Here is a 22,867-nt window from a genome sequence, read left to right as displayed (position 1 = left end):
ATCCTCCATGAAATGAGACTTCACCAGTCTACCAGACTTACCGCATTCGCGCTAGACTAAAATGTGACGCGCTCTAAAACAGGCAAACCCGTCGATTCCCCGCTGATCCCCAAAGGCCCGCTGAAAGCGCTCATTCTCTATGATGATGACTATAAACAGTATTATGACAGGAGAAGCGGTAAACGCCTTCTTGAAGTCACCAATCAAGGCATCACCGAATACGTCATCCAAAACGGTCGATGGAAGCTCTACAGGCAGGTCAACTGAGACAAAAACGGAACTCACACGATCACCGTATCAGATCAACTGCTCACGCGGCAGAGGCTCCGTCACCATGTTCGCAACTTTCGCTGGTCGCTTAATTCAGCACGATTCCGTCGTAGCGTAACACGTACTCTTTCTTGAAGACGCTGGGCTTGAGCTTCATCCCGTGCTCCCGATCCTGCTCGGCTTTCTCAGGCTCATCGTGATGGTTGTAAGCCTGCCAGCGATGGAAGTACGCTTCCCAGTCGTCCGGATCCAGTTCGATGGCCCGCGAGTAATCGGCAATCGCCAGATCGATCTTTTCAGCGTTCCAGCGTAACAGTCCCCGATGTACATAAATCGAAGCCAGACGCTCTGAACTGTAATTGCCACCACGATCTGCTATTTTTATCGCTGCCGTCAGATCATCCTCGGCGGGCAGATATTTGCCGACACCCATATAAAGCAGTGCGCGGGCGAAACGGGCATCAATATCAGTCGGATCCGCTTCAATCGCGAGGTTGAACCGGGCCAGCTGGTTCTCATATTCCGTGATATTATCCGCCGGATCGAAATGAGAAAGGGGCCGATAAAGCTCAGGGGTTGTCATCGGAACTGGAATACATGCCGAAAGACACAGCAGTAACAGCACGCCTCCCGACAGCAGGCGCAACGACAGATTCAGCATGAAACACATCCTTGTTGACCCCGACTACAGCAACAGGCGTATCCGCAAGCAACTTATATATAAGCACTTACAAGCAGACATCCAGTCAGACCGCAGCAGGGAATGACATCCCCTCTACGCGTAATGTAGACCAGAACCCCGGTTTGCTGCAATACGATTCGGGCCTGCCGCGATCACGCCTGCGATCAGCTCAGAATTCCCTTTACCACGTGGGCCTCTTCGACGCCTGTCAACCTGGCGTCCAGACCACGATAGGGATAGGTCAGCCGCCGATGATCGATGCCCATGCAGTGCAGAATGGTGGCATTCATATCGCGAATATGAACCGGGTTCTCGACAATGTTGTAACAGAAGTCGTCCGTTTTGCCGTATTCGAAGCCCCCTTTGATCCCGCCTCCGGCCATCCAGATCGAGAAACAGCGTCCATGGTGATCGCGGCCCGAACTGGGACTGCCGATCTTACCCTGGCTGTAAACCGTCCGACCGAATTCGCCTCCCCAGATCACCAGCGTCTCATCCAGCAGTCCCCGCTGCTTCAGATCTTTGACCAGCGCTGCCGACGGTTGATCCACGTCCTGACACTGGTTGGGTAACTGGCTCTTGAGCGAGACATGCTGATCCCAGCCCCGGTGGAACAGCTGCACAAACCGCACGCCCCGTTCCGACATCCGCCGGGCCAGCAGGCAGTTCGCCGCGAAGCTGCCTGGCTTGCGCACTTCAGGTCCATACATTTCAAACGTCTGTTCCGTCTCGCCGGAAAGATCCATCAGCCCGGGCACCGATGTCTGCATCCGGTAAGCCATCTCATACGAGTTAATCCGCGCCTGAATTTCCGGATCACCAATCTCTGCGGCCTGTCCTCGGTTCAGCGTTGCCAGATCGTCGAGCAGTTTGCGTCGCTGCTTGCGGTCAATGCCTGCCGGATTCGACAGGTACAAAACCGGACTCGAACCGGGACGCAGTTTGACTCCCTGGTGACTGGGGGGCAGAAAACCCGATCCCCACAGTCGATCGAACAGAGGCTGTCCGGGATTCTTTCCGGTCCCCTGTGACAGCATCACCATGTACGCGGGCAGATTTTCGTTTTCACTCCCCAGTCCATAACTGAGCCACGATCCCAGACTGGCATAGCCGATCTGCTGAGAACCGGTATTGATAAATGTGATCGCCGGATCATGGTTGATGGCTTCGGTGTGTACCGATTTGATGATCGTAATATCATCGGCAATCGTCTGCGTATAAGGCAGTCGTTCGCTGATCCAGGTCTGATGCTCGCCGCATTGCTTCATCTCCCAGAAGGGGGCCACCACGGGAAATGATTTCTGTCCCGCTGTCATGCCGGTGACACGCTGTGTCCCTTTGACGGAATCAGGCAGATCCGAACCATGCAGCTTGCGCAGTACCGGCTTGTAATCAAACAGATCGACGTGTGACGGTCCGCCCGACTGAAACAGGTAGATAATTCGCTTCGCTTTGGGCGCAATCTTCTGCACGCCTTCAGGAATCGTCGTCTCAGCCTGCACGCTCCCGTTAAACAGCTCCGGCTGCAGCAGGCTCGCCAGTGCGGCACTTCCGATGCCTCGTGCCGAGCGGCCCAGCAGTGTCCGACGGGTTAGATTTCGTTCATATTCAAATACAGGATCCATGCTTATCCCCGTGTGATAAATTCGTAGGTATTGAAAATCATACTCGCCACGGTGGTCCAGGCTGCGGCTTCCGCTGCAGGCAGACTTTGATCGCGCTGCGATTCACCCTGATTCAACAACGCATTCGCCGCAGCTTCATTCGCCTGATAATTTTTCAGCTCACGCTGGTAGGCCTGTTTGAGCGTCTGCACTTCCCAGGCTGCGGGAGCGCGGCCTAACGCTTCTTCGAAGGCGAAGCGGATACGTGATTCGACATCCTCGCCCCCTTCTTTCATGATGCGTTCTCCGTAATTGCGGGACGCTTCCACAAACTGCACATCATTCAACAGGACCAGCGACTGCAGCGGGGTATTCGTGCGTGCGCGGCTCACCAGGCAGACTTCACGATTCGGTGCATCAAAGGTCTGCATGTTCGGCGGTGGGACTGTCCGTTTCCAGTAGGTATACATGCTCCGACGATACAGTTTCTCGCCATGATCCTGCACGAAGACCTGCGCCGTCGCCGGGGAACTGCCGTAATGACTGACTTCCCGCCACAAGCCTTCGGGCTGATACGGATTCACACTCGCGCCGCCGACCCGCTCAACAAGCAGACCAGAAACTTTCAACGTTGCATCCCGAATCGTCTCCGCTTGTAAGCGGAACCGGGCACCGCGGCCCAGCAGCCGGTTCTGCGGATCGTCTTTCCAGAGTTCGGGTGTTCCCTCGGAAGACTGCTGGTAGGTCGCCGAGAGCAGAATCTTCCGCAGAATGTGTTTCACATCCCAACCCTGCTCATAAAATTCGACCGCCAGCCAGTCCAGCAACTGGGGATGCGTGGGAGGGTCTCCCTGCGAACCGAAGTCCGCCGTCGTAGATACTATTCCCTGCCCGAACAGCATTTCCCAGAACCGATTCACCGCCACGCGGGTCGTCAGCGGATTCTCCCGGGAAGTCAGCCATTCTGCTAACGCCAGTCGACTTTCGGGAGCCTTGTCAGGCAGCCCCGGTAAAAAGCCCGGCACTCCCGTGCTGACTTTGACCGTGGGCTGATCGTACTGCCCCCGATCCAAAATAAAGGTTTCGCGGGGTTTCGCAGCCTTATTCATGACCATCGTCTCAAACTCATCGGTCAACATCTGACGGCGTTCTTTGAGATTCTCCAGTTGATACCACAGGTTTTTGAACTCGGGGGCAATCTGACTGTAATACAGCTGTAGAGCAGTCGTTTGTCTTTCAGCGCGGTCATGCCGAGGAACGGACAAGATTTTTTGAATCTCGACCGGAATATTCGTGCCATCATCCACACCGGATATCCCAAAGATTTTGTAATCTCCGGCCATTAACCGCTGACCGTACCGAAATTTTCCATCTCCCCAAACCAGCATGACTGTAAGATAGGAGGCGTCTTTTGTTGCATAAGGTCGATCGAAGGTGACCGTCAGATTCTGCTGACTCTGATTTTGTGGCGCGGGCGACCAGCCCGTATGATCGCGCGGGTCCAGGCAGCCTTCCACAGGATAATCAGGATGCGAAGCACTCGCCGTTAACCTGGCCACCTTTAACATCGCATACAGGTCAACCTGATCAGAGGGAACCGACGTTCCGGAAACAGCAAAACTGGTTAACAGAAATCCCCCCTCTAATGACCCTGGCTTACCATGGCCGATACTACTGCGGGGCATTTTATCATTGGGATAAAATACGATTCGTAAGCCGGTTAGTTTTTCCACTCCGGGCTTGATCTTCAATGAAATGGAGGGAGAGCGTCCGCTGGGAGATAACGCGAGTACGTGCCCCTCTTCACTGATTTCAAAGTCGGTACGGGTATTCGGGTCCGAAATCTTGACCACTTCCAGTTCGTGCAGTTTTAAATCTTTTCCGCGCTGTGCCAATTCCAGACGGGCCTGCTTTTCCCACTCAGCCAGCCGGACTGCATCGGGGTGATTCAACCTGGACTGGATCTGTGTAATTTCCTGATCGAGCGCCTTCAGTTCTGCAGCCGCAAAGGAAATTTCTGTTTTCGCTTTTATTTTGGGGCCCGAGTTGATGCCGAAGTTGCCGTCCAGCCCTTTATCTTCGAGCGTATTGAAGTACGCGAAGAACTGATAAAAGTCTTTCATCGTAATCGGATCGTATTTATGATCGTGACACTGGGCACACCCCATGGTCAGCCCCATGAAGACTTCCGACGTGGTCTTGACCCGATCGACGGTGTAGTTCACCAGATTCTCTTCGGGGATCGTTCCCCCTTCATGAGTAATCATATGATTACGGTTGAATCCGGTCGCCACTTTCTGCCAGGGGGTGGCATCGGGCAACAGGTCGCCGGCAATCTGTTCGGTGATGAATGCATTATATGGTTTGTTTTTGTGAAAAGCGTCAATCACCCAGTCGCGCCAGAGCCACATATGACGGCCGCCGTCGATCGAATACCCGTTCGTATCCGCATAGCGTGCCAGGTCCAGCCACTTGAGAGTCATCCGCTCTGCATATTGAGGCGTCTCCAGCAGACGATCGATGAGCTTTTCGTAAGCCTGGGGATCATTCGAATTCACGAACGCTTCCACTTCTTCTTTCGCAGGGGGTAAGCCCAAGAGATCCAGGTAGAGCCGTCGCACCAGCGTTCGTTTGTCGGCCGGCTTCGCAGGTTTCAGCCCCGCTTTTTCCAATCGTGCCAATACGAAATAGTCGATCTCATTCTTCGGCCAGTCTTTCTGTTTGACTTCCGGCAAGTCTGCCCGTTCGGGTTTGAGATACGCCCAGTGTTCCTGCCAGGCAGCGCCCTGCTGAACCCACTGTTTCAACAGTTCGATTTCCGCCGGCTTCAGTTTTTTACCCGACTCCGCAGGGGGCATCTGCATGTCGGGATCAGTGGAGAGAATCCGTTCAATCAGCGCACTCTCTTTGAGATTGCCGGGAACAATCGCTGACTCAAAAGCACCCGCTTTCGTATCCAGTCGCAGATCAGCTTCGCGATGTTTTTCATCGGGACCATGACAGAAAAAACAGTTGTTGGACAGAATCGGCCGGATATCACGACTGAAGTCGACCGTCGCAACGGCTTTGACTTCCGGAGCCGACTTTTTTTCTTCTGCAAACAGCGTCAGACAGGAGATACCGACAACCAGCAGAGGCAGCCAGTGTCGCAGAGAAAGGGTACGCATACTTACCATGCCCTCTGTTTTTTATAGCGGAATTTGATCCTGGTGCGTCTCTTAAGAACCGGAACATGCCATCATGGTCCGGGAGACAGGTGGGTCCCAGCAAACGGATCGTATTATTGATATTAAGGCCTGTGAATAACGCCTGTCAAGGTACGATGCCGACTGAGAAGCGCTTTTCGATTGACTCAGCAGATTGGACCCGCTGAATTGAACTTTTCGCTTGATCCGGGTCAGAAAACAGAGAAACCCGCAAGCGTTTCTGCGGAAAGAACACCTGCGGGTTTCGTACTGATTTTCGTGTTGAAGACACGTCCCTGATTACAGAGGACGCACGACGGACAGGCTCCGCCAGTAATCAAACAGGGTTTCGACGGAAAGCACGCCGCCCCCCATACCACTCTTATTGATACCGCCGTAAGGGATACCGTGGGCAAAGACGTTGTGTGCATTGATCCAGCTGTTGCCGGCACACATCGCTTCGGCAACGCGGGCGGCCCGTGACAGATCGGACGTCCAGACACTGTTAGCCAGACCGTAGTCGGTGCTGTTGGTCATCTCAATCGCCTGCTCTTCAGTTTCAAACGGTGCCAGGAATGCCACGGGACCAAAGATCTCTTCCCGGGCGGCCACATTGTCCAGCGTACCTGCCAGCAGCGCCGGTTTGACATAATTCCCCTGATAACCGGGCACATCCGCAGCGCCCCCTTCCAGCAAGCATTCAGCACCTTCGGCCTGTCCTTTTTCCAGGTACGAAAGCACACGCTGACGCTGTTTGGCGTTGACCACTGGCCCCATTTGTGAGGCATCATCCAGTTGATACCCGACCTGCACTTTCTGCAGACGGCCCACACATTCATTCACAAATTCATCGTAGATGTTTTTATGAATCAGCCAGCGGGTTGCATCACAGCAGACCTGGCCGGTGTGGAAAGTGATCGCATTAACCAGCTTTTCTGCTGTATCCGGAATGTCGACATCATTAAAGACGACCGCGGCCCCTTTGCCTCCCAGTTCCAGTTTGACGGGAACCAGGTTGCGCCCGCAGGCTTCCGCCACCAGACGACCGACTTCGGGAGAACCGGTGAACGACATGCGTTTCAGTTTGGGATTGGCCGACAAAGCAGCGCCTGCGACGGCACCATCGCCGGGCACAATGTTAATCACGCCATCGGGAATGCCAACTTCTTTCGCGAGGCGTCCCAGGTAGATGGCCGACATGGGTGTGTCTTCAGCGGGCTTGATCACCACGGTATTACCGGCGGCCAGCGCGGGTGCAATTCCCCAGCCAATCAACAGGAAGGGGAAGTTCCAGGGGAAGATGAATCCGCAGGCACCGTAAGGCTGACGCACCGTCCAGGCTTCGTGATTTTTCACTGCCAGTACCGAACGTCGTTGAACGTGTTGTGCCAGATCGGCGAAGTAACGGACCGTGTCGACAAAGTTCTGCACATCGCCTTGTGCCTGGGCTTCGATCTTGCCGGCATCGAGTGCTTCGAGTTGTGCGATCTGACATTTGTGTTTTTCAACGGCATCCGCCAGACGATGCAACAGTGCGCTGCGTTCGTTTTGAGGCAGCTTGGCCCAGCCGGTTTTGCGGAATGCGGCGTCCGCGACATCAACGGCCATATCCACATCTGCTGCCTGAAAATTGAAGACTTCCGCCAGCTGCTTTCCCGAACCGGGATCGGACGTCACGAAGGTTTCGCCCCCCGTGGATTCGATCTCTTTTCCGCCGACGACTCCCCTGAGCGGTCCCCCTTCCAGAAAGGCTTGGACTTCGGGATACAGATCATTCGCAGTTGTTGTAGACATCGCGCGCTCCTGTTTAATGATTTTCAGTTAAGACTGCTTCGCGCCCCGAACTTCAAAACATCTCAGTGTTTGATTTCAGAGCCAGTTATTGCATTGAATTCCCCGACCGCTTCCTGCTGCCTCTCTCAATCATAACTGGAACCAATCCGGAATTTAACCGTAAACACTTTTTAGTTTTCCAGATCAGCGGGAACCGGTTTTGCATCTTTCCGTTAAGAGAGAATTCACCCCTTGCTTTCCAGACGCCTTCAGTCTACGCAATCCCTCTACACTCTCGACTCAGAATGCCTGTGTTGCACAAACAAAGCCGTCTGTCAATCGGGCAGTTCAGATCTGAGGGGGGGGAAACTGGTAACGAGCAATCCAAACAGCAGGAGGCAGTAACCATTTTCGAAGCTTAGAATTAATCAGGCAGCCTCAATTTATTGCGTGGATAATATTGATCCAGGGCATTTAAGTTCTTATGCATATCCAGGTTCACTTTCACATTGCCATTGGCGGCGACGTCTCTCACCGTTCCCGGTCTCCAGATATCGCCTAAAGTGAGAACTTCAATCCGCATGTCCGGCTCAAGACTGGTGCTGTCTGTCACAGGAGAATAGCCACTGGCGTTAAACCCGGCTTCGGCTGCTTCTTTGCGAATTTGAGTCTGGGCTTCCATCTGAGCTAATAGAACTTCCCGAAATACTTCTGCCATGACCTGTGCCATGCCTGGAAGCTGACGGATTCGTTCCATCTCTTTTTTCAGTCGTGCATCTGTTTCCTTATTCAGTGACTCGTATTTTGCCTTAAGCTCCCTGTCCTCTTCCGGGGTTAATTTATTTGTCTTTTTCAATTCTTTGAGATCCGCGCCTGCACGCGCAATCTCCACGGTTAATTCTTTCATACGTGGAACAGCGGCCCGGGCACTCGCTTCATCTTTGATGGAAGCAAAAATATCCGCCTGCTTCCCTTTGATTGCCAATACCTGCTTCAGGATCTTCTCATGAGAGTTTCCCAACCCCAGATTCTTGCCTACCCCTTTCCAGTCCACCATGAATATGACGGCGACCAGCACCAATGCACCGGCAGAGATCAGACCGACCTTCATCAGTGTCGCGTTATTGACGGACTGTTTTTTTGACTTTTTTTTACTGCTGGTACCCGGCTTCTTTTTTCTTCTGCGAGGTGACTGGTACTCTGCTTCCGGGGAACTGGATGGTCTGCGTTTTCTACGGCGGGGAGGTGGGGTATCCACAGAAATCAATCCTTATCTCAGACTCAAGTCAACATAGTGTGTGCCCGGTTTTACTGAAACGACACGAGGGACAAATGGACCAACTATAAGTGACTGAGTAATGCTCTAGTAAATTTGAAACGCTCCAGACAACTGATGCACGAATGTAACACAACATTCTATAAACACCCGTTACTTAAGATCAACTCTTGAATACATCTCTTTTCACTTTGAAACGTATCTGTGTTTCAATGTGACTGCCGCCAGTTCATCATCTGGTCTGCGCTGAAGCGCCGCGTGAAATCAGCAAGTTAAAAAGAGCGATTGGGGGAGGTACGTCTGGCAGGCGGGAAATCGATGCGTCGTCCCATAGTTCCACCTGGAGCAGGCTGAGCCGTTCCATTCCTGTTTTGCGTTGGTCCAGAATGATTCCTGACGGAAATCACATCAGGAATCCGCAGTCGATCCCGCTCGTACTTATAATCCAAGAATCCCTGACCACCAAATAAACTGTGGGGATTGCCATCGATAAAATTGACTCGCACTTTACCGTCTGAATAGATTTCTTTAACAATACAATCCTGCCAGTCGTACTGAGAATTAATTCCCTGAATCTGCATCCCTTTCGTGAGTACCGTTCCCGCGGTCACAGGTGAATAACCCTCTTTGAAGACACCTTCTTTCGCTTTATTCAACTTCCACTCTCGAGCATGACGACCGCCATAAGTACGTGAGTTGACAACAAGAGTATTGATATAGTTTCCGAAACCTGACTCTCTCCTGAGGCGATTGATTTCCTGTGTCAGGCGAGCGGAGTGCTGACTGCGTTTCTGCTGGAAGTCCCTGGCAAACCTGCTGTGTTCTTCTCGCACTTCAGGCGGAAGCTGCATCGCGGCTTCAATGTCATCCTTCTCTTCTACGATCACCCAATCATCGAATTCTGCAGAAATGATTGCCAGCTCTTTCGCGATCTCATTCAGTCGGGGAACAGCAGCCTCTGCCTGTTCTTTCGTTTGAAAAGAAGAAACCAGTTCGAGCTGCTCATTTTGATAATACTCCAGGTCTTTCAAGAGTTTCGCGTGAGACCGTGACTGACCGAAGACTCCGCCGATATCATGCCAGTCCAGGAAGAACAGACCGTAGATCAAAACCAGTCCTGCGACACCGATGACAATCCCCCAAATCATCGACTCATTACGCCGCTTGTGGAATCTGCTGGCGTTGCTGTGTCGTTTTTTCTTCGGCTCTAATACTTCGGCTGGATTTACTGAAGGAGGCCGCGGTGGCTTACGACGTCGGCGGGGGGGTGGAGTACTCACAGAGTCTTAACCTTACAATACACTTTGGAGTCGGAATTAAGATATGCGCGGTATAGCCAGTAAAGAATGTCCGCCCAATTAATGCAGTCAACTAATTCTCTAGGTACTATAGATCACGCGTACACATATGGTGAAGTTTTTAATTATTTCTCAAAAGTGACAGAATAGACAATAGCGCTTAACTCTTTTTTTATCAGACACTTAAACAAATATATTAGTAATTTATTTAAATAGAACCAGCATGTTGCCCATTAGTAATATTGACTTTTTTTAAAGTGCCGCTTTAATACACGTATGTAACTTAATTCTTCCGTGCCCCACAAATGTGGGTTGCCCGCGAGGGCCTGAACCGACGTCCAAAAACGTCGCATGTCTGGCCGGCGTGTTGTCTCTCATCTCCGACATCATGTCTGCTGGCTGCTGCCCACACATCGTGTGTGCAGCAGCATTGGATTCGAGGATGCATATGTAAAGCTTCCTCATTACTAGTTGAATTTCACGGAGGTGAATCAATGGATGCCATTGATGTTAAGTTACTGCCAGGGTCGAAATCTGATGAAGAACGAATCGCTACATTAAAGAAGTTTTGGCGATCACTTTTTCTGGGTAAAGATCCTGGCTCAACTACTTGGGAGGTCTTAGATTTTTTTGATTCGAGAGTAGAACAATGTTTAGGGAGCTCTCCTCCAGATATAGATCTGGCAGAAGAACTAACAGCAGAAGCAATGTTACACATTACCGGGCAAAAGAACCCCTAAGACCTCCCAAAATCCAAAATATCAGGACGATTTCATGAATTGTATAGGTACGACAGCTAAAAATCTTCGCAAAACTATTGGATGGACACAATCTGAAACAGCTAAAGCACTCGGTGTTAGCAATGTCCATTTATGTAACATTGAGAAGAACAAGAATCAACCTTCGCAAGATTTGCTAGATCGTTATCGCCAATTATGGGGAATTGACCTTTACATTTACCACTGGTGTGAAAGTGGCCAAATAAACAAGCTGCCTGTTTCGGTTCAAGAAGCGGCAGCAGAACTTTCTAAAGCATGGCAAGAGAGAATTGAGTATCTTGTTGAACATCAGAGAAGGGACTCAGATTTAACATGCTTAACCTCAGACAGCTGAAACACCTAACAAGAACTCTCAATACGTCTCAGGAACTAGTCACGAATGTATGTGATAGTATTGACGATTACTATCAAACTCTGATTTTGAATGATCCAGCGAAACCAAATAAAAAACGTGAAGTTGTCAATGTGACAGGAGAACTTCGGAGACTGCAATCTAATTTATATAGTCGAATACTTCTTAAAAAACTTAAGCCATCAATATACACACACGGTGGTATCAGAGGACGAAGTATTAAAACAAACGCTGAAGCTCATCTTTCTTCGTCTTACATTTTTAAAACTGACATTTCAAATTTTTATCCGTCTATCCGCTATTCGCGTATATATGAAATGTTTCTCAAGGACTTCAACTGTAGTCCAGATGTCGCTCGAGTTTGCACAAGAATTTGTACTTATAAACACCATCTTGCTTTAGGCTTAATTACCAGCCCTATTCTTGCAGATCAATTAATCTCAAATATTGATAAGCGAATTGGAACAGCGTGTCTTAAAGCAGGTCTTGTATATACACGCTTTGTGGATGATATAAGTATCTCAGGACACTTTAATTTGTACCAAAGTGGATTTGAGAATATAGTTACTGACATCCTTTGTAGCCAGGGGTTTAATATCAACCAGACAAAGAATGAGTTTTCTCAACTTGGTAAGAAGACATCAATAACCGGAATCAGGATATTAAATAATAAAAAGTTAGACGTGAAAAAAGAGTATGCAGATGAATTAGAGAGACAACTTAAAGATGCAAAGAGCCTCGCAAATAACCAAACATTTGAAGGCCCATATTTTACTGAAGGGCAAATCCGCGGTAGAGTTGAATTTGTAAGATGGATTAATCCCCATCGTGGAAAATATTTAATTAAAATCTTTAAGTTGATTCCATGGGATAGAGTAGTAAAAGTAGCAAGCGACCGAAACCTTGTTGCATTGAAGAAAACCCTCAGAAAAAAAGACGAAATTCCTGCCTGACTAACTCATCTTGATTTCACTTCCCGTTCAGAATCTCCACCTGAGCCGGCGCGCTGGGTGCATCGAGTAACTCCAGTCGCAGCACATCCCGTTCGGGGGTGAGATCAATCGCGAAGGTCAGGCGGTGCACGCCTCGGGTCAGTTCGATTTCGGTTTCCGGCTTGAGGACAATCGGTTTTTCTCCGAGCCACATTTTCAAGCCATCGACAGAATTAAATTTCAGGATCGCTTTGCCGGGGGATAGCGCTTCCAGTTCACAGCGGACAAACGCTGCTCCTTTCGCCCGGTTCGAGACATGCAGCTTGCCGATCTCGTCGAACTTGCGGACAGGCAGACTTCCATCTACGCGGCTGTAAGCCGGTTCCCAGATGAACGCCGGATTTTCTGTCGCAGCGGTCGCGTGCCGCGTGCGTCGAATTGCATTCATGGCGTCCGGCGTCCCTTTCATCACCCGCCAGCGACGGACCACACGATCTTTGCTGATCGTATACGCGTCGGTTTTACCCAACTCGGTCAGAAAGCGTACCAGGTCGGTCAGTTCCTGTTGAGTCAGTTTCTCCAGCAGACCTACCGGCATCAGTGAAGCCGCCGGCGATTCTTCGTCAATCTGATCCAGGGGAATATTCATGATGTTGTCATTCACATCCCGCAGCACGAGCTGACTGTCAGAACGTCGCACGAGTATTCCTGAATAGACTTTGCCCTGCAGCGTGACCACCGTAACTGCATTGTAGTTTTCTTTGACTGCTTTATTGGGATTGAGCAGCGAGTCGACAATGTAATCCGGCTGAGAACTTCCCCCCAGGCTGATCAGGTCAGGTCCGACTTTTCCCCCCGCGCCACCAATGGCGTGACATTTCAGGCAGGACAGATCTTCACGGCGGAAGATGGCTTCCCCGCGCTGCGCATTTCCGGTTGTTTTCACAGCATGGATCAGTTTTGCCATTTCTTCAGGTGAAAGATTCACCGGTTGCGGAGCCCCGCTGCTCGACAATCCTCCGGCAACAGCAATCGCTTTCGCCAGTTCCGGATTGGAACGGCCCGTCGACTGTATCGATCGCCCCAGGTGAATCGCAGCATCTTTGGCAATGGTTTTCCCCTTCAATGCGTTTACCAGCACTCCTGTTCCTCCCTTGCGCTGCAGGAAGATATTGGACAGTGCAGTCAATTGATCGGGAGCCGTCACCGTCTGCATCAGGCTGACACACTGAGCGGCAGCCAGCTTGACATTCATTTCCGCCAGAGCAGCAACAGCAGCAATCGCCAGTCCCTGCGAGTCTGCACTTGCACTCAGTTTCTGTAACAACTCCTGATTCTCTTTGCCCCCCAGTCGTGCCAGTGCATGCAGGCTGGTCTTGCGCAGGTCGAGACTGGTCTGATCCGACTGTGCCAGTTCGCGGATCGGCTGCTGCAGAGAACTGATCTGCCAGAGCCCTGCACATTCCATCGCCGCCTGCTGAACAGCCGGATTGTCGGAACGGAACAGTTGCTGTAACGCTTCCAGTTCCCCCTTCGGTCGCATTTTTCTTGCCTGAACGGCCTGCGCCAGGGTGCGTAGAATTGCCGCCTGATGGCTGGGCTTCGTTTCCGGTTTGAGAGCCAGTTCATACAACTGCTGCAGATCACCGGCGTTGGCAAATTTCCCCAGCAGACTCAGACTGCTCGGCAGTTCGCTGTCAGGAATCTGTCCGGTTTGAATCAGCTTCGTAATCACGGGAGCCACTTCAGGAGAATTGACGGCCGTTAAGGCAAACAACAGCTTCTTTGGTTCTTTCTGTAATACAGACGTCCCTTCCAGCACCTGAGGCAGCCAGATCGATTTCGTTTCGCGGGTCGTCAGCCACAAGGCATAATCCAGAAATTCATCCGCCGGATGATCGAGTGCCTGGTAGGCATCCGTCAGTACCGTCGGCTGATCATACCAGGAGAGCGCGCGAACTGCTTCCAGACGCACACGAGGATGTTCATCATTGGCGAGTGACGCGATCAAAGCATACGTTTCAGGCAGTTGATCCTTCCAGTGCCGGGCAACACGGACGGCAGCGGCCCGGGCGCGACCATCTTTGGCAGACAGACATTGTTTCAACAACTCCGGCTGCACACTGCTGATACTCTGCGCGACCCACAAACCTTCCAACAGGTTGTGTTCATACTGCGGGTCTTGAGGATCAAGTGCTTTCAGCCAGGCTTGCAGATCGGCTTCCACTTTTTCCCGGCCCCGCTCCCGCAAGACATTTTTGGCGTTCTGTCGCGTCCATTCTTCGGGCAGCTTCAATGCTTCCAGCAGTTCCTGGTTCGTGGCATCCACCAGATTCGGTCGTGGCAAAGTCGGTTTGCCTTTATAGGTCACTCTCCAGATGCGGCCATGCGTATGATCGCGACGGGGATCGCGGAAATCGACTTCGCCGTGCTGAATGATCGGGTTGTACCAGTCTGCGATGTAAATCGCACCGTCGGGCCCCATCTTCACATCAATCGGTCGAAAGGCGACATGATCGGTTTTGATCAGTTCAACCTGTTCGCGTGAAACATAGCCGGCTTCATTTTCGGTCACCACAAAGCGACAGACGCGGTGCCCGCGAAAATCGTTGGTAATCATGTTCCCCTGCCAGTCATCGGGCAGATGGCGACCACTGAGAATTTCCAGACCGCAATGTTTGGGGCTGCCGAGATTCAATCCTTTCAGAATCCGATCCATGCCCACCGCCGTCACAAAAGCAGCACCCGGGAAAGTGTAGTTGATTCCGTGACCGTAGGCACCGTCCGTGCAGAACGACTGCCCCCAGCGATCAAAGTGATGGCCCCAGCTGTTGACCATACCCCGCATCACGACTTCCAGTTCCATGGTCTCCGGTTGATATTTCCAGATACCTCCGCCATTCAGACGTCGCACGCCATACGGTGTTTCGATATGGCTGTGAATGTAAATCGACTGATTAAAAAACAGCTGACCCGCGGGTCCGCGGCGGAGCGTGTGCAGAATATGATGCGTATCTTCGGTCCCAAATCCTGCCAGTTCCGTTTTGCGGACATCGGCTTTGCCGTCGCCGTCGGTGTCTTTCATAAACAGCAGTTCGGTACTGTTGCCGACATAGGCACCGCCGTCACCGGGCATGACTGCCGTAGGAATCAGGAGACCATCAGCGAAGACCGTTGTTTTATCGGCGGTTCCATCTCCATCCTGATCTTCCACCACCAGAATTTTATCGTTGGCTTTTTCGCCCGGCTTGATGTGCGGATAAATTTCGGAAGAAGCAATCCAGAGTCGTCCCTGGGCATCAAAGTTCATCTGGATTGGTTTCGCGATCTGGGGATCAGCCGCATACAGATTGACTTCAAACCCCTCAGCCACTTTGAATGACTTGCGTTCCAGTTCCGGATCTGGCGGTGGAATGTCGGTCAGGTCTCGCTGGGCCTGCACTGTCGAAACAGAAAACAGGCATAACAGACAGACAGAACTGAAGAAAAAACGTTGAAAAGGTAACACGGCTTGATTTATCACAGGAACGATCCTTGCAGAGATCTATAACAGGTAGGAATATAATTTCGTGAGTCGGACTGATTCAGAGACAGCTAATGCGAGGAAACCAGGCTATGGATCGCGGCTTCCTTGGCTTCGATCAATGGAATGAACTGCGGCAGCTCTTTCGCATTCTGTCCCTGTTCATGTTTGCGGAACCCCAGCAGATAGGTAATATTCTGGGGACGCCAGTTATAAAAATACTCACGATTCTTATCGAAAGTCAGCTGGGTCACTTCATCAGCGACCGCAGGAGAGAGTTCAATCGGTTTCAGACCGAGATCAACGGCAATAATGCCCGCAGCACGTTCGTAGCCTGCCTTCGTCAGATGAATCCCGTTGGTTGTCCACTCTAAGCCGGGATCCCCATTCGGTTCTGGAATCAACTGCGAATAAAAGTCGACAAAATAATGATCGCCTTTTTCGGCAGTCTGCTGCAGGAGGTCGGCGTACAGTTTCAGATCCTGATTATGTTTCGCGGGATCAGGCAGCGGCGCTCCTTCGTTTTCGTATCGATGCGGCGATACGAGAATGAATTTCGCCCCTGTCGGTTTCAGATCACTGATCAGTTTTTGTAACTGGGTCTGAAAGCCGGGTAAACCCGCTTTACCGGCGAATGCTTCATTTCCGCCATAACCCAGCAGAATGTAATTCGGTTTGAGTTCATTGATCTGCTTGATCATCCGCTGATAACCGACGGCCGGAGGATCGAAGATACCTCGCGATTCCGCCCAGACCGTGTCTCCACTCCAGCCCAGATTTCGAAACGAGAGTTTGGCCTGGGGAAAACTGCGCAGAAATACGCTTTCCCAGCTCCCGAATTTCTGTGACCGTTCGATCATGGTGTTACCCAGAAAGACAATTCGGTCACCCGACTTCATTTCCAGAGCAGGCGGAGCCGCGGAAACGAAGGAAGTTGAAAACAGGACAAATAAAAGCAGACAGACGGTGAAACGCTGATTCACGGAGATACCTCAATCGCTGTAGTCAGGTAGTGGATAGTTCTTCTACGCTAAAATAACAGGGAGTGTGAGTTACAGCAAATCAGGAATCAGAAAAAACAGGGCAGGAATCGACGATTCAAAACAAATGGCCAGCCTGCCCGTTTAATTAGTCTTGTAAAGATATCGCGGCCATGACCGTGATTCAGGACTCTATGGACTTTTGATCCTGATTCTCATCCTGCCATTCGCGTGTAGTAAACACGGTGGTGTCCGGATCGGAATTCAACTGGACCTCTTCAAAGTAATCGGTTTCGACTTCCTCAATCCAGAGCCGCAATTCATTTTCATAGTCACTGGGGAGATCACTTTTGACGAGCAGTCGATGGAACTCGGCTGCACCGTCTTCGCCCAGATCTGCTGCTTCCGCCGAGGCGAACCGCTCGGCTGGATTGGGATGTACCAGACGATGAATCAGCTTCATCAACGGTTCACTGAGCGCGAATTCTTCTGCAGGAAACCACTGGGGAAGCTGTTGCAGAATATTCTGCTTGGCTTTAACCAGCTGTGCGTACTTCAGATTGGCAAACGGCTGAAATCCAGTGATGAATTCAATCAGGATATATCCCAGGCTGGCGAGATCGGACTGGGGGGTCGCCCGTCCCCCGGACAGGACTTCCGGTGCCGCATAGGTTGGCGTACACGGTTGTGTCGAGGGGAGATTGTTTAGATCGATGGCAGATCCGATATCGATGATCTTGGCATTCCCGCTCCGCTTGAGCATGATGTTGGCGGGCTTCATATCACAGTGAATAATATTATTTCGATGCAAGGCCGCCAGCGCCGCCAGGCATTCGCGCAGGATCGCCACTGCGATTCCCGGTTTCAACCGCGGTTGCTGCACCCCTTTGGTAAAGACATTGTTGTTGATATTTCTCCAGCGCCGGGACGTGACCTGTTCACGAATCTGTTTGAACGTCGCCGGCGTTAACAGACTCCGCAAGTCATATCCGTCGATCCACTCCATTTCCATGATGTAGACCTGATCGCGGGTTACAAAATTCTGTACGGCGACGAGATGATTTTCCTGAACACGGGCCACCTGCGCTGCCACCTGAGACAAACGCGCCATCTCGGTCTGATAAGCGACTGCGTCGGCATACCGTTTGGGAGAAAATAATTTGAGGGCAACGGGGATCTGGAATCCATCCGCGCCTTCACGGGCACTCAGGTACACCACTCCCTGTCCACCAACACCCAGGCACCGGGAAAAGACACGTTGATTGTGCCAGTCCAGAGAATTGCCGTCGAGCAGCTTCTGATATTGCTGGTCTAATTCATCCAGCGAAACAGGGTGTAAAGATTCATTAGTAGTCAAAGTAATTCCAAACCATCAAAGGAATGATATGCCTCCCGATATGATGAAAACCGGGTCAGGTCCTGCTGAGTTTGCGACAGGATTGAATGAAAAATCAAAGTGTCGTTGGTGTCATTGCAGAATCATTTCAGATTGAATCGAACTCCGTGAGTATTCGGGGGATCGCGTATCATAATCAGGAATCGCCGAATGTAAAATTAGTCGCATTCTTTAATTCTGGAACGATTCAAAATAATTGTTGCTTTTTTGAAGTGAAGTGATAAACAATAGAGATTAAAGGCACACTGAAATTGGCCCGGATACAGGAATCGTATCACATCCTGTGAACAAAAACAGGGCGGAGTTCGTGAAAGTACTGGTTTGGACAAGATACCAGAACATCAGGTTCAACACTGTTTTTATCCGGTTCCCGATTTCAAAATTCAGGATACTTGTTCAAGGAGCAGGACAATGATTGCGACTATCAAATCAACATTAAACGCGCAATCGATATCTCAACTGATTGATGAAGTAGGTCAGATTCTGGAAGCCGGTGAGGGCTGCTGGAAAGTAGAGTACGGAAAGCGGGTCCTCTTTCTGATTGTTGACGAGGAACACGATCGCGTACGCGTCATGACCCCGATCCTCAAAGAGGAAGATCTGGAAGAAGACGATTTGTGGGATGTCATGGAAGCGAACTTTGACCGTTCCCTGGATGCCCGCTATGCGATCGGCGATGGCGTCCTCTGGTCCGTCTTTCTGCATCCGCTTAACGATTTGAGCCGCGCACTCTTTCTGGATGGACTGGATCAGGTCGTCACCCTGGCCAACAATTTTGGCGGTTCCTTCTGCAGCAGCGATATCGTTTTTGGTTCAGAATAATTCCAGCCGGAATGAAAAGGACGTTCAATCATCCTGCTCATCGATAATGAGAGTGCAGTCGGGCAGGCTCTCCAGAAATTTTTCTCCGTAGCGTTTGGTTCGCACGCGCGGATCGAGAATCACCACCTGCCCCTGATCACTGGCGGTGCGAATCAGCCGACCAAACCCCTGTTTCAGTTTGATAATCGCTTCGGGAATCTGATAATCCATAAACGGATTTCCCCCCCGGCTTCGAATCGCTTCAACCCGGGCTTCCAGCAGTGGGTGATCGGGAACGCTGAATGGGAGCTTGGTGATAATGACATTGGTCAGTGCATCGCCGGGGACATCGATTCCCTGCCAGAAACTGTCTGTCCCGAACAGGACTCCCCGTGGATTATTACGGAAACGCTCCAGCATCAACGAACGGGGTAACCCTTCCCCCTGCAGATACAACGCCAGGTTATGTTCCGACAGCCAGCCACTGATCCGGTCGGCACACTGCTGCATCAGTTTATAACTGGTAAATAATGCAAAGGCATGCCCGTCGGTCTGTTCGATGTACTGCTTCAATTTCTCAGCAACCGCCGCTTCATACGCCGCCGGGTTCTCCCCCGGATCGGGCATCGACGCTGGGAGAATCAGGCGCACCTGTTCCTGGTAGTTAAACGGGCTCCCCAGTTTCAATTCTTCAGACTGAGTCAAGCCGAGACGGGAACGCGTGAAGCTGAAATCCTGATCGCCGACCGCGAGTGTCGCTGATGTCAGAATCACGGTCTGTGCCTTGTTAAACAGTTCATCACGCAAGACCGGCCCGACATCTACCGGCGCATTGACCATTTTCACCCGCTGATTGCGTCCGCGAGTCGCCTCGACCCAGTAGACCGAATCTCCTTCCGCCTGTTGCGTCAGCCAGCTGTTTAATGAATCTCCCAGCGCGGTACACCGCTCTGCCGCTGCCGACAGTTCGATTTTTTCTTCTTCGTTTTTCAGAGTGAAAGCATATTCCGCGATGCGGGCGGCCAGCAGTCGCATCTCCTGCGAAACCCCATTTTCAATCGGCGGAAGCTGCCTGATCCGGCGGTTGGCCAGACCGGTACTGTTCTGCCATTCCAGCAGATGATCGAACAGATCTTCCACCATGAATCGCAGTCGCGTGACATGCTGCTGACAGTCGACCAGATTGTGATGCAGCAGCAGTCCCTTTTGCGTGCGATCGTTATAGAGTTTGTTAAACAGGTAATCGAACTGACTGTTTGTAATGGATAGCCCCAGGTGGTCTCCGGCGACCGACTCGATGGTATGTGCTTCATCCAGAATCACGGTATCGTAATCGGGAAGAATGCTGCTCCCCTCCCGGCGAATCGCCAGATCGGAAAAGAACAATGCATGATTCACGACCAGCACATCGGCATTCCAGACGCGTCGACGGGCCCGGTAATAAAAGCAGTCGTTATAAGTCGCACACCGTTTTCCCAGACAGTTGCCGTGCTCGCTCTGAATTTCATCCCAGATCTTCGGAATCGGGCGAAACTCCAGATCCGCACGACTGCCGTCCGTTGTTTTATGGGACCACTGCACGATCTGATCCAGCTGGCTCAGTTCCTCTTCTTTCGAAAAGGTACTGCCTGCCCGCTCCACGGCCCCCTTCAAGCGACGCAGGCTGATGTAGTTGGAACGCCCCTTCACCAGCACCGCAGAAAATTCGACCGGCAACACGGCATTTAAAAACGGGATATCGCGGGTAATCAACTGTTCCTGCAGGCTGATGGTATTCGTCGAGACGATCAACCGCTTCCGGTCTTTGCCCGATCGGGTCTCATTCTGCTTACAGGTCGCCAGGATCGCAGGCACCAGATAGGCGAAACTTTTTCCCACCCCCGTTCCCGCTTCTACCAGCAGATGCTGCTTCTGCTCGATCGCATTGGCAACCGCTTCCGCCATTTCCAGTTGTTCGGGGCGGTGCTCATATTTTTCGAGCCGCTGTGCGATCTTGCCATCGCTGCCAAGAATAGAAAGTACGTCTAAAGTCAAAGCGGGCCTCATCCGGTGAGATAGAACAGCAGAACCTGCATTCTTTAAGAAATGCTCTGCCAGATTAAATTATTTTTTGCGGCGGAAACTGACCACACAGATGTCATCCTTCTGCATGGAATCCTTTCGAAAGGATTCCACATCCGCTAACAGCCCTTTTACGAGCGGCTCTACGGCTTCGGGGCCCGTCTTCAGATACTTGACCAGTCGATCCTTATGATACAACTTGTTGTCCTGGTCCATGGCTTCTGTGACTCCATCGGTATACAGCAGCAGGGTGTCCCCTTTTTCCAGGGTGATCGTTTCCACATGAAACACCTGCTTCTTTAATACACCCAGAGGCATTCCCGACTTATCCTGGGCAATCGGTTCGACACTGCCATCTGATGTCTTGCGCAACAGAGGCGCCATGTGCCCTGCATTGACGATGGACACGGTATGTTTTTTGGGATCCAGCACTGCCAGAATGAACGTGATAAAACGTAACCCCACTCCACTCGAGGCAATCTCGGCATTTAATTCCGCCAGCGCTTTATCGGCTGTGCCGCGTGACAATACCTGGTAGCGGGCCGACGCATACAAGCGTGCCATCAGAATCGCAGCGGGCACCCCTTTACCGGCCACGTCACCCAGCGTCACCGCCAGTTTTCCGCTGGGCAGTTCAATGTAGTCAAAATAATCACCGCCGACACTCTGGGCCGATTCGTAGTAATCAAAGAATTCATACTCTTTGAATTTGGGACGATTGTGAGGCAGTAATCCCAGTTGAATCTGATGCGCGAATTCCAGGTCGCGTTCGATATCCCGCTGTCTGACCAGGTCTTCATGCAGCTTCGCATTTTCGACCGCCAGGCTCGCCTGCTGTGCAATCGCTACGAGAACATCCAGATCGTCTTTATCAAACTGCTGACCGATATCGCGTGTGGCGATCTGAATCACTCCCAGAATATCCCCTCCCTGAGAGACCAGAGGCACACACATCATGGACCGAATCCGCAGGGAAGTAATACTCTCGCTCATTTTAAAGCGATCATCTTCGACGGCATCCGCACTCAGAATTGCCGAGCCGCTCATGATCGCCTGGCGGACAATCGTCGTACTGATGCGAATCGAATCTTCGTCTTCCATTCTTCTGGCTTTGGTTGCTTTCACGACCAGTTTTTTTCGCTCCGGACTCTGCAGCATGATAAAGCCCTGATCCGCAGGGGGAAATATCTTGAACAGACCATCCAGAATACGCGGCAGAACTTCATCCAGTTTTAAAGCGCGACTGAGAATCTGACTGATTTCCAGAACGGCGTGCAGCTTGACTTCGGGTTTGACGTTGATCCGTAACTGGCTGCTCGTATTCAGGTCGAGCGAACTGATGATGGAGGATCCATCCAGCACACCTTCATTCGGTTCCGTGTCATCCAGCGAAAGTTGAGAGTCCTGCTTCAGTGACTGGTTCGCGACTTCCAGGGTCTGTTGAATCGCGGAATCAATGAATTCAGGGGAGTGCTGATAATCCAGCAGGAACTGCATCTGGATATCACAGATACTGATCGTATCATTTTCATGCAGTTCAGTACGCCCTTCAATGACAGTCCCGTTCAGCAGTGTGCCATTGCGGCTGTGCAGATCTTCCAGGTAAAAAAAACCGTGGCTCTCCAGAATCTGAGCGTGGTAACGACTGACGGCGACATTATCGAGCACGATTTCACAATTGGGGTGGCGGCCCATGATCACACGCTCGCCATTCAGCTCGACGATCTGTTCGGGAACCTTCCCTTTGAGTATTTGTAAAATCGCCACCGTTGTGCCCGACTTGCCTGGAGTTTGACTGAATAATGTTGAACGGATTGGCACCAGGGTTCTGGCCTGAATCTGACTTCAAACCTCACAGATTCAGAACGTTCCCCGGCCCTGACAGTACAAGAGCCTATTATAGAACTTTTTCTGAAAAATGACAGTGCTTCCGTTCAGGAGTCTCTCCAAGATTC

The 22,867-nt window shown here is 51.3% G+C and carries 16 protein-coding genes; 5 read left to right on the top strand and 11 right to left on the bottom strand.

What is annotated here, in order from left to right:
* The first annotated feature begins 63 nt into the window (after nucleotides 1–63).
* Nucleotides 64–267 carry a hypothetical protein gene (locus tag ACN0YN_RS29520; RefSeq protein WP_417388480.1) on the top strand — a complete coding sequence of 68 codons (204 nt, stop codon included), beginning with the start codon at nucleotides 64–66 and terminating at the stop codon, nucleotides 265–267.
* 91 nt (nucleotides 268–358) lie between these two features.
* Here ACN0YN_RS29520 and ACN0YN_RS29515 read toward each other — a convergent pair whose 3' ends face one another.
* The 6 genes from ACN0YN_RS29515 to ACN0YN_RS29490 form a co-directional block, all read right to left on the bottom strand.
* Complete coding sequence (locus ACN0YN_RS29515; protein ID WP_417388479.1) at nucleotides 359–931, bottom strand: tetratricopeptide repeat protein; 573 nt, start codon at nucleotides 929–931, stop codon at nucleotides 359–361.
* Nucleotides 932–1,116: 185 nt separating this feature from the next.
* Nucleotides 1,117–2,577, bottom strand: a complete 1,461-nt coding sequence (locus tag ACN0YN_RS29510) for a DUF1501 domain-containing protein (protein WP_417388478.1) — start codon at nucleotides 2,575–2,577, stop codon at nucleotides 1,117–1,119.
* Between the two features lie 2 nt (nucleotides 2,578–2,579).
* Entirely contained in the window at nucleotides 2,580–5,723 is a 3,144-nt protein-coding gene (locus ACN0YN_RS29505) for a PSD1 and planctomycete cytochrome C domain-containing protein (RefSeq protein WP_417388477.1), read from the bottom strand.
* 318 nt (nucleotides 5,724–6,041) lie between these two features.
* Nucleotides 6,042–7,535: an aldehyde dehydrogenase family protein gene (locus ACN0YN_RS29500; protein ID WP_417388476.1), complete on the bottom strand. Its 1,494-nt coding sequence runs from the start codon at nucleotides 7,533–7,535 to the stop codon at nucleotides 6,042–6,044.
* Between the two features lie 403 nt (nucleotides 7,536–7,938).
* Nucleotides 7,939–8,772, bottom strand: a complete 834-nt coding sequence (locus ACN0YN_RS29495) for a hypothetical protein (protein ID WP_417388475.1) — start codon at nucleotides 8,770–8,772, stop codon at nucleotides 7,939–7,941.
* Between the two features lie 290 nt (nucleotides 8,773–9,062).
* Entirely contained in the window at nucleotides 9,063–10,070 is a 1,008-nt protein-coding gene (locus ACN0YN_RS29490; RefSeq protein WP_417388474.1) for a hypothetical protein, read from the bottom strand.
* Nucleotides 10,071–10,582: 512 nt separating this feature from the next.
* Between ACN0YN_RS29490 and ACN0YN_RS29485 the strand changes: the two genes are divergently transcribed.
* The 3 genes from ACN0YN_RS29485 to ACN0YN_RS29475 are packed head-to-tail and all read left to right on the top strand — an operon-like array spanning nucleotide 10,583 to nucleotide 12,172.
* Nucleotides 10,583–10,828 (top strand): hypothetical protein, encoded by a 246-nt coding sequence (locus tag ACN0YN_RS29485; RefSeq protein WP_417388473.1) that lies wholly within the window; start codon nucleotides 10,583–10,585, stop codon nucleotides 10,826–10,828.
* Nucleotides 10,829–10,862: 34 nt separating this feature from the next.
* On the top strand, nucleotides 10,863–11,201 hold the full coding sequence (locus ACN0YN_RS29480) for a helix-turn-helix domain-containing protein (protein WP_417388472.1): 339 nt from the start codon (nucleotides 10,863–10,865) through the stop codon (nucleotides 11,199–11,201).
* Nucleotides 11,180–12,172 (top strand): reverse transcriptase family protein, encoded by a 993-nt coding sequence (locus tag ACN0YN_RS29475; RefSeq protein WP_417388471.1) that lies wholly within the window; start codon nucleotides 11,180–11,182, stop codon nucleotides 12,170–12,172. The genes ACN0YN_RS29480 and ACN0YN_RS29475 overlap by 22 nt, the downstream gene beginning before the upstream one ends.
* Nucleotides 12,173–12,188: 16 nt before the next feature.
* Here ACN0YN_RS29475 and ACN0YN_RS29470 read toward each other — a convergent pair whose 3' ends face one another.
* The 3 genes from ACN0YN_RS29470 to ACN0YN_RS29460 form a co-directional block, all read right to left on the bottom strand.
* Entirely contained in the window at nucleotides 12,189–15,674 is a 3,486-nt protein-coding gene (locus tag ACN0YN_RS29470; protein WP_417388470.1) for a PVC-type heme-binding CxxCH protein, read from the bottom strand.
* 71 nt (nucleotides 15,675–15,745) lie between these two features.
* Nucleotides 15,746–16,657, bottom strand: coding sequence for an SGNH/GDSL hydrolase family protein (locus tag ACN0YN_RS29465; protein WP_417388469.1), 912 nt, complete (start codon nucleotides 16,655–16,657; stop codon nucleotides 15,746–15,748).
* A 181-nt stretch (nucleotides 16,658–16,838) separates the two neighbouring features.
* Nucleotides 16,839–18,011, bottom strand: a complete 1,173-nt coding sequence (locus ACN0YN_RS29460) for a serine/threonine-protein kinase (RefSeq protein WP_417388468.1) — start codon at nucleotides 18,009–18,011, stop codon at nucleotides 16,839–16,841.
* Nucleotides 18,012–18,461: 450 nt separating this feature from the next.
* Here ACN0YN_RS29460 and ACN0YN_RS29455 point away from each other — a divergent pair, with 450 nt between their 5' ends.
* Nucleotides 18,462–18,872, top strand: coding sequence for a hypothetical protein (locus tag ACN0YN_RS29455; RefSeq protein WP_417388467.1), 411 nt, complete (start codon nucleotides 18,462–18,464; stop codon nucleotides 18,870–18,872).
* A 24-nt stretch (nucleotides 18,873–18,896) separates the two neighbouring features.
* Here the strand turns inward: ACN0YN_RS29455 and ACN0YN_RS29450 are convergent, their stop codons facing one another.
* Both ACN0YN_RS29450 and ACN0YN_RS29445 read right to left on the bottom strand, forming a co-directional pair.
* Entirely contained in the window at nucleotides 18,897–20,897 is a 2,001-nt protein-coding gene (locus ACN0YN_RS29450; RefSeq protein WP_417388466.1) for an ATP-dependent DNA helicase, read from the bottom strand.
* Nucleotides 20,898–20,954: 57 nt separating this feature from the next.
* Complete coding sequence (locus ACN0YN_RS29445; RefSeq protein WP_417388465.1) at nucleotides 20,955–22,733, bottom strand: SpoIIE family protein phosphatase; 1,779 nt, start codon at nucleotides 22,731–22,733, stop codon at nucleotides 20,955–20,957.
* Between the last annotated feature and the right edge of the window lie 134 nt (nucleotides 22,734–22,867).

This window comes from Gimesia sp. (assembly GCF_048260065.1).
GTDB lineage: Bacteria > Planctomycetota > Planctomycetia > Planctomycetales > Planctomycetaceae > Gimesia.
This window is presented reverse-complemented; position numbering and strand designations above follow the sequence as displayed.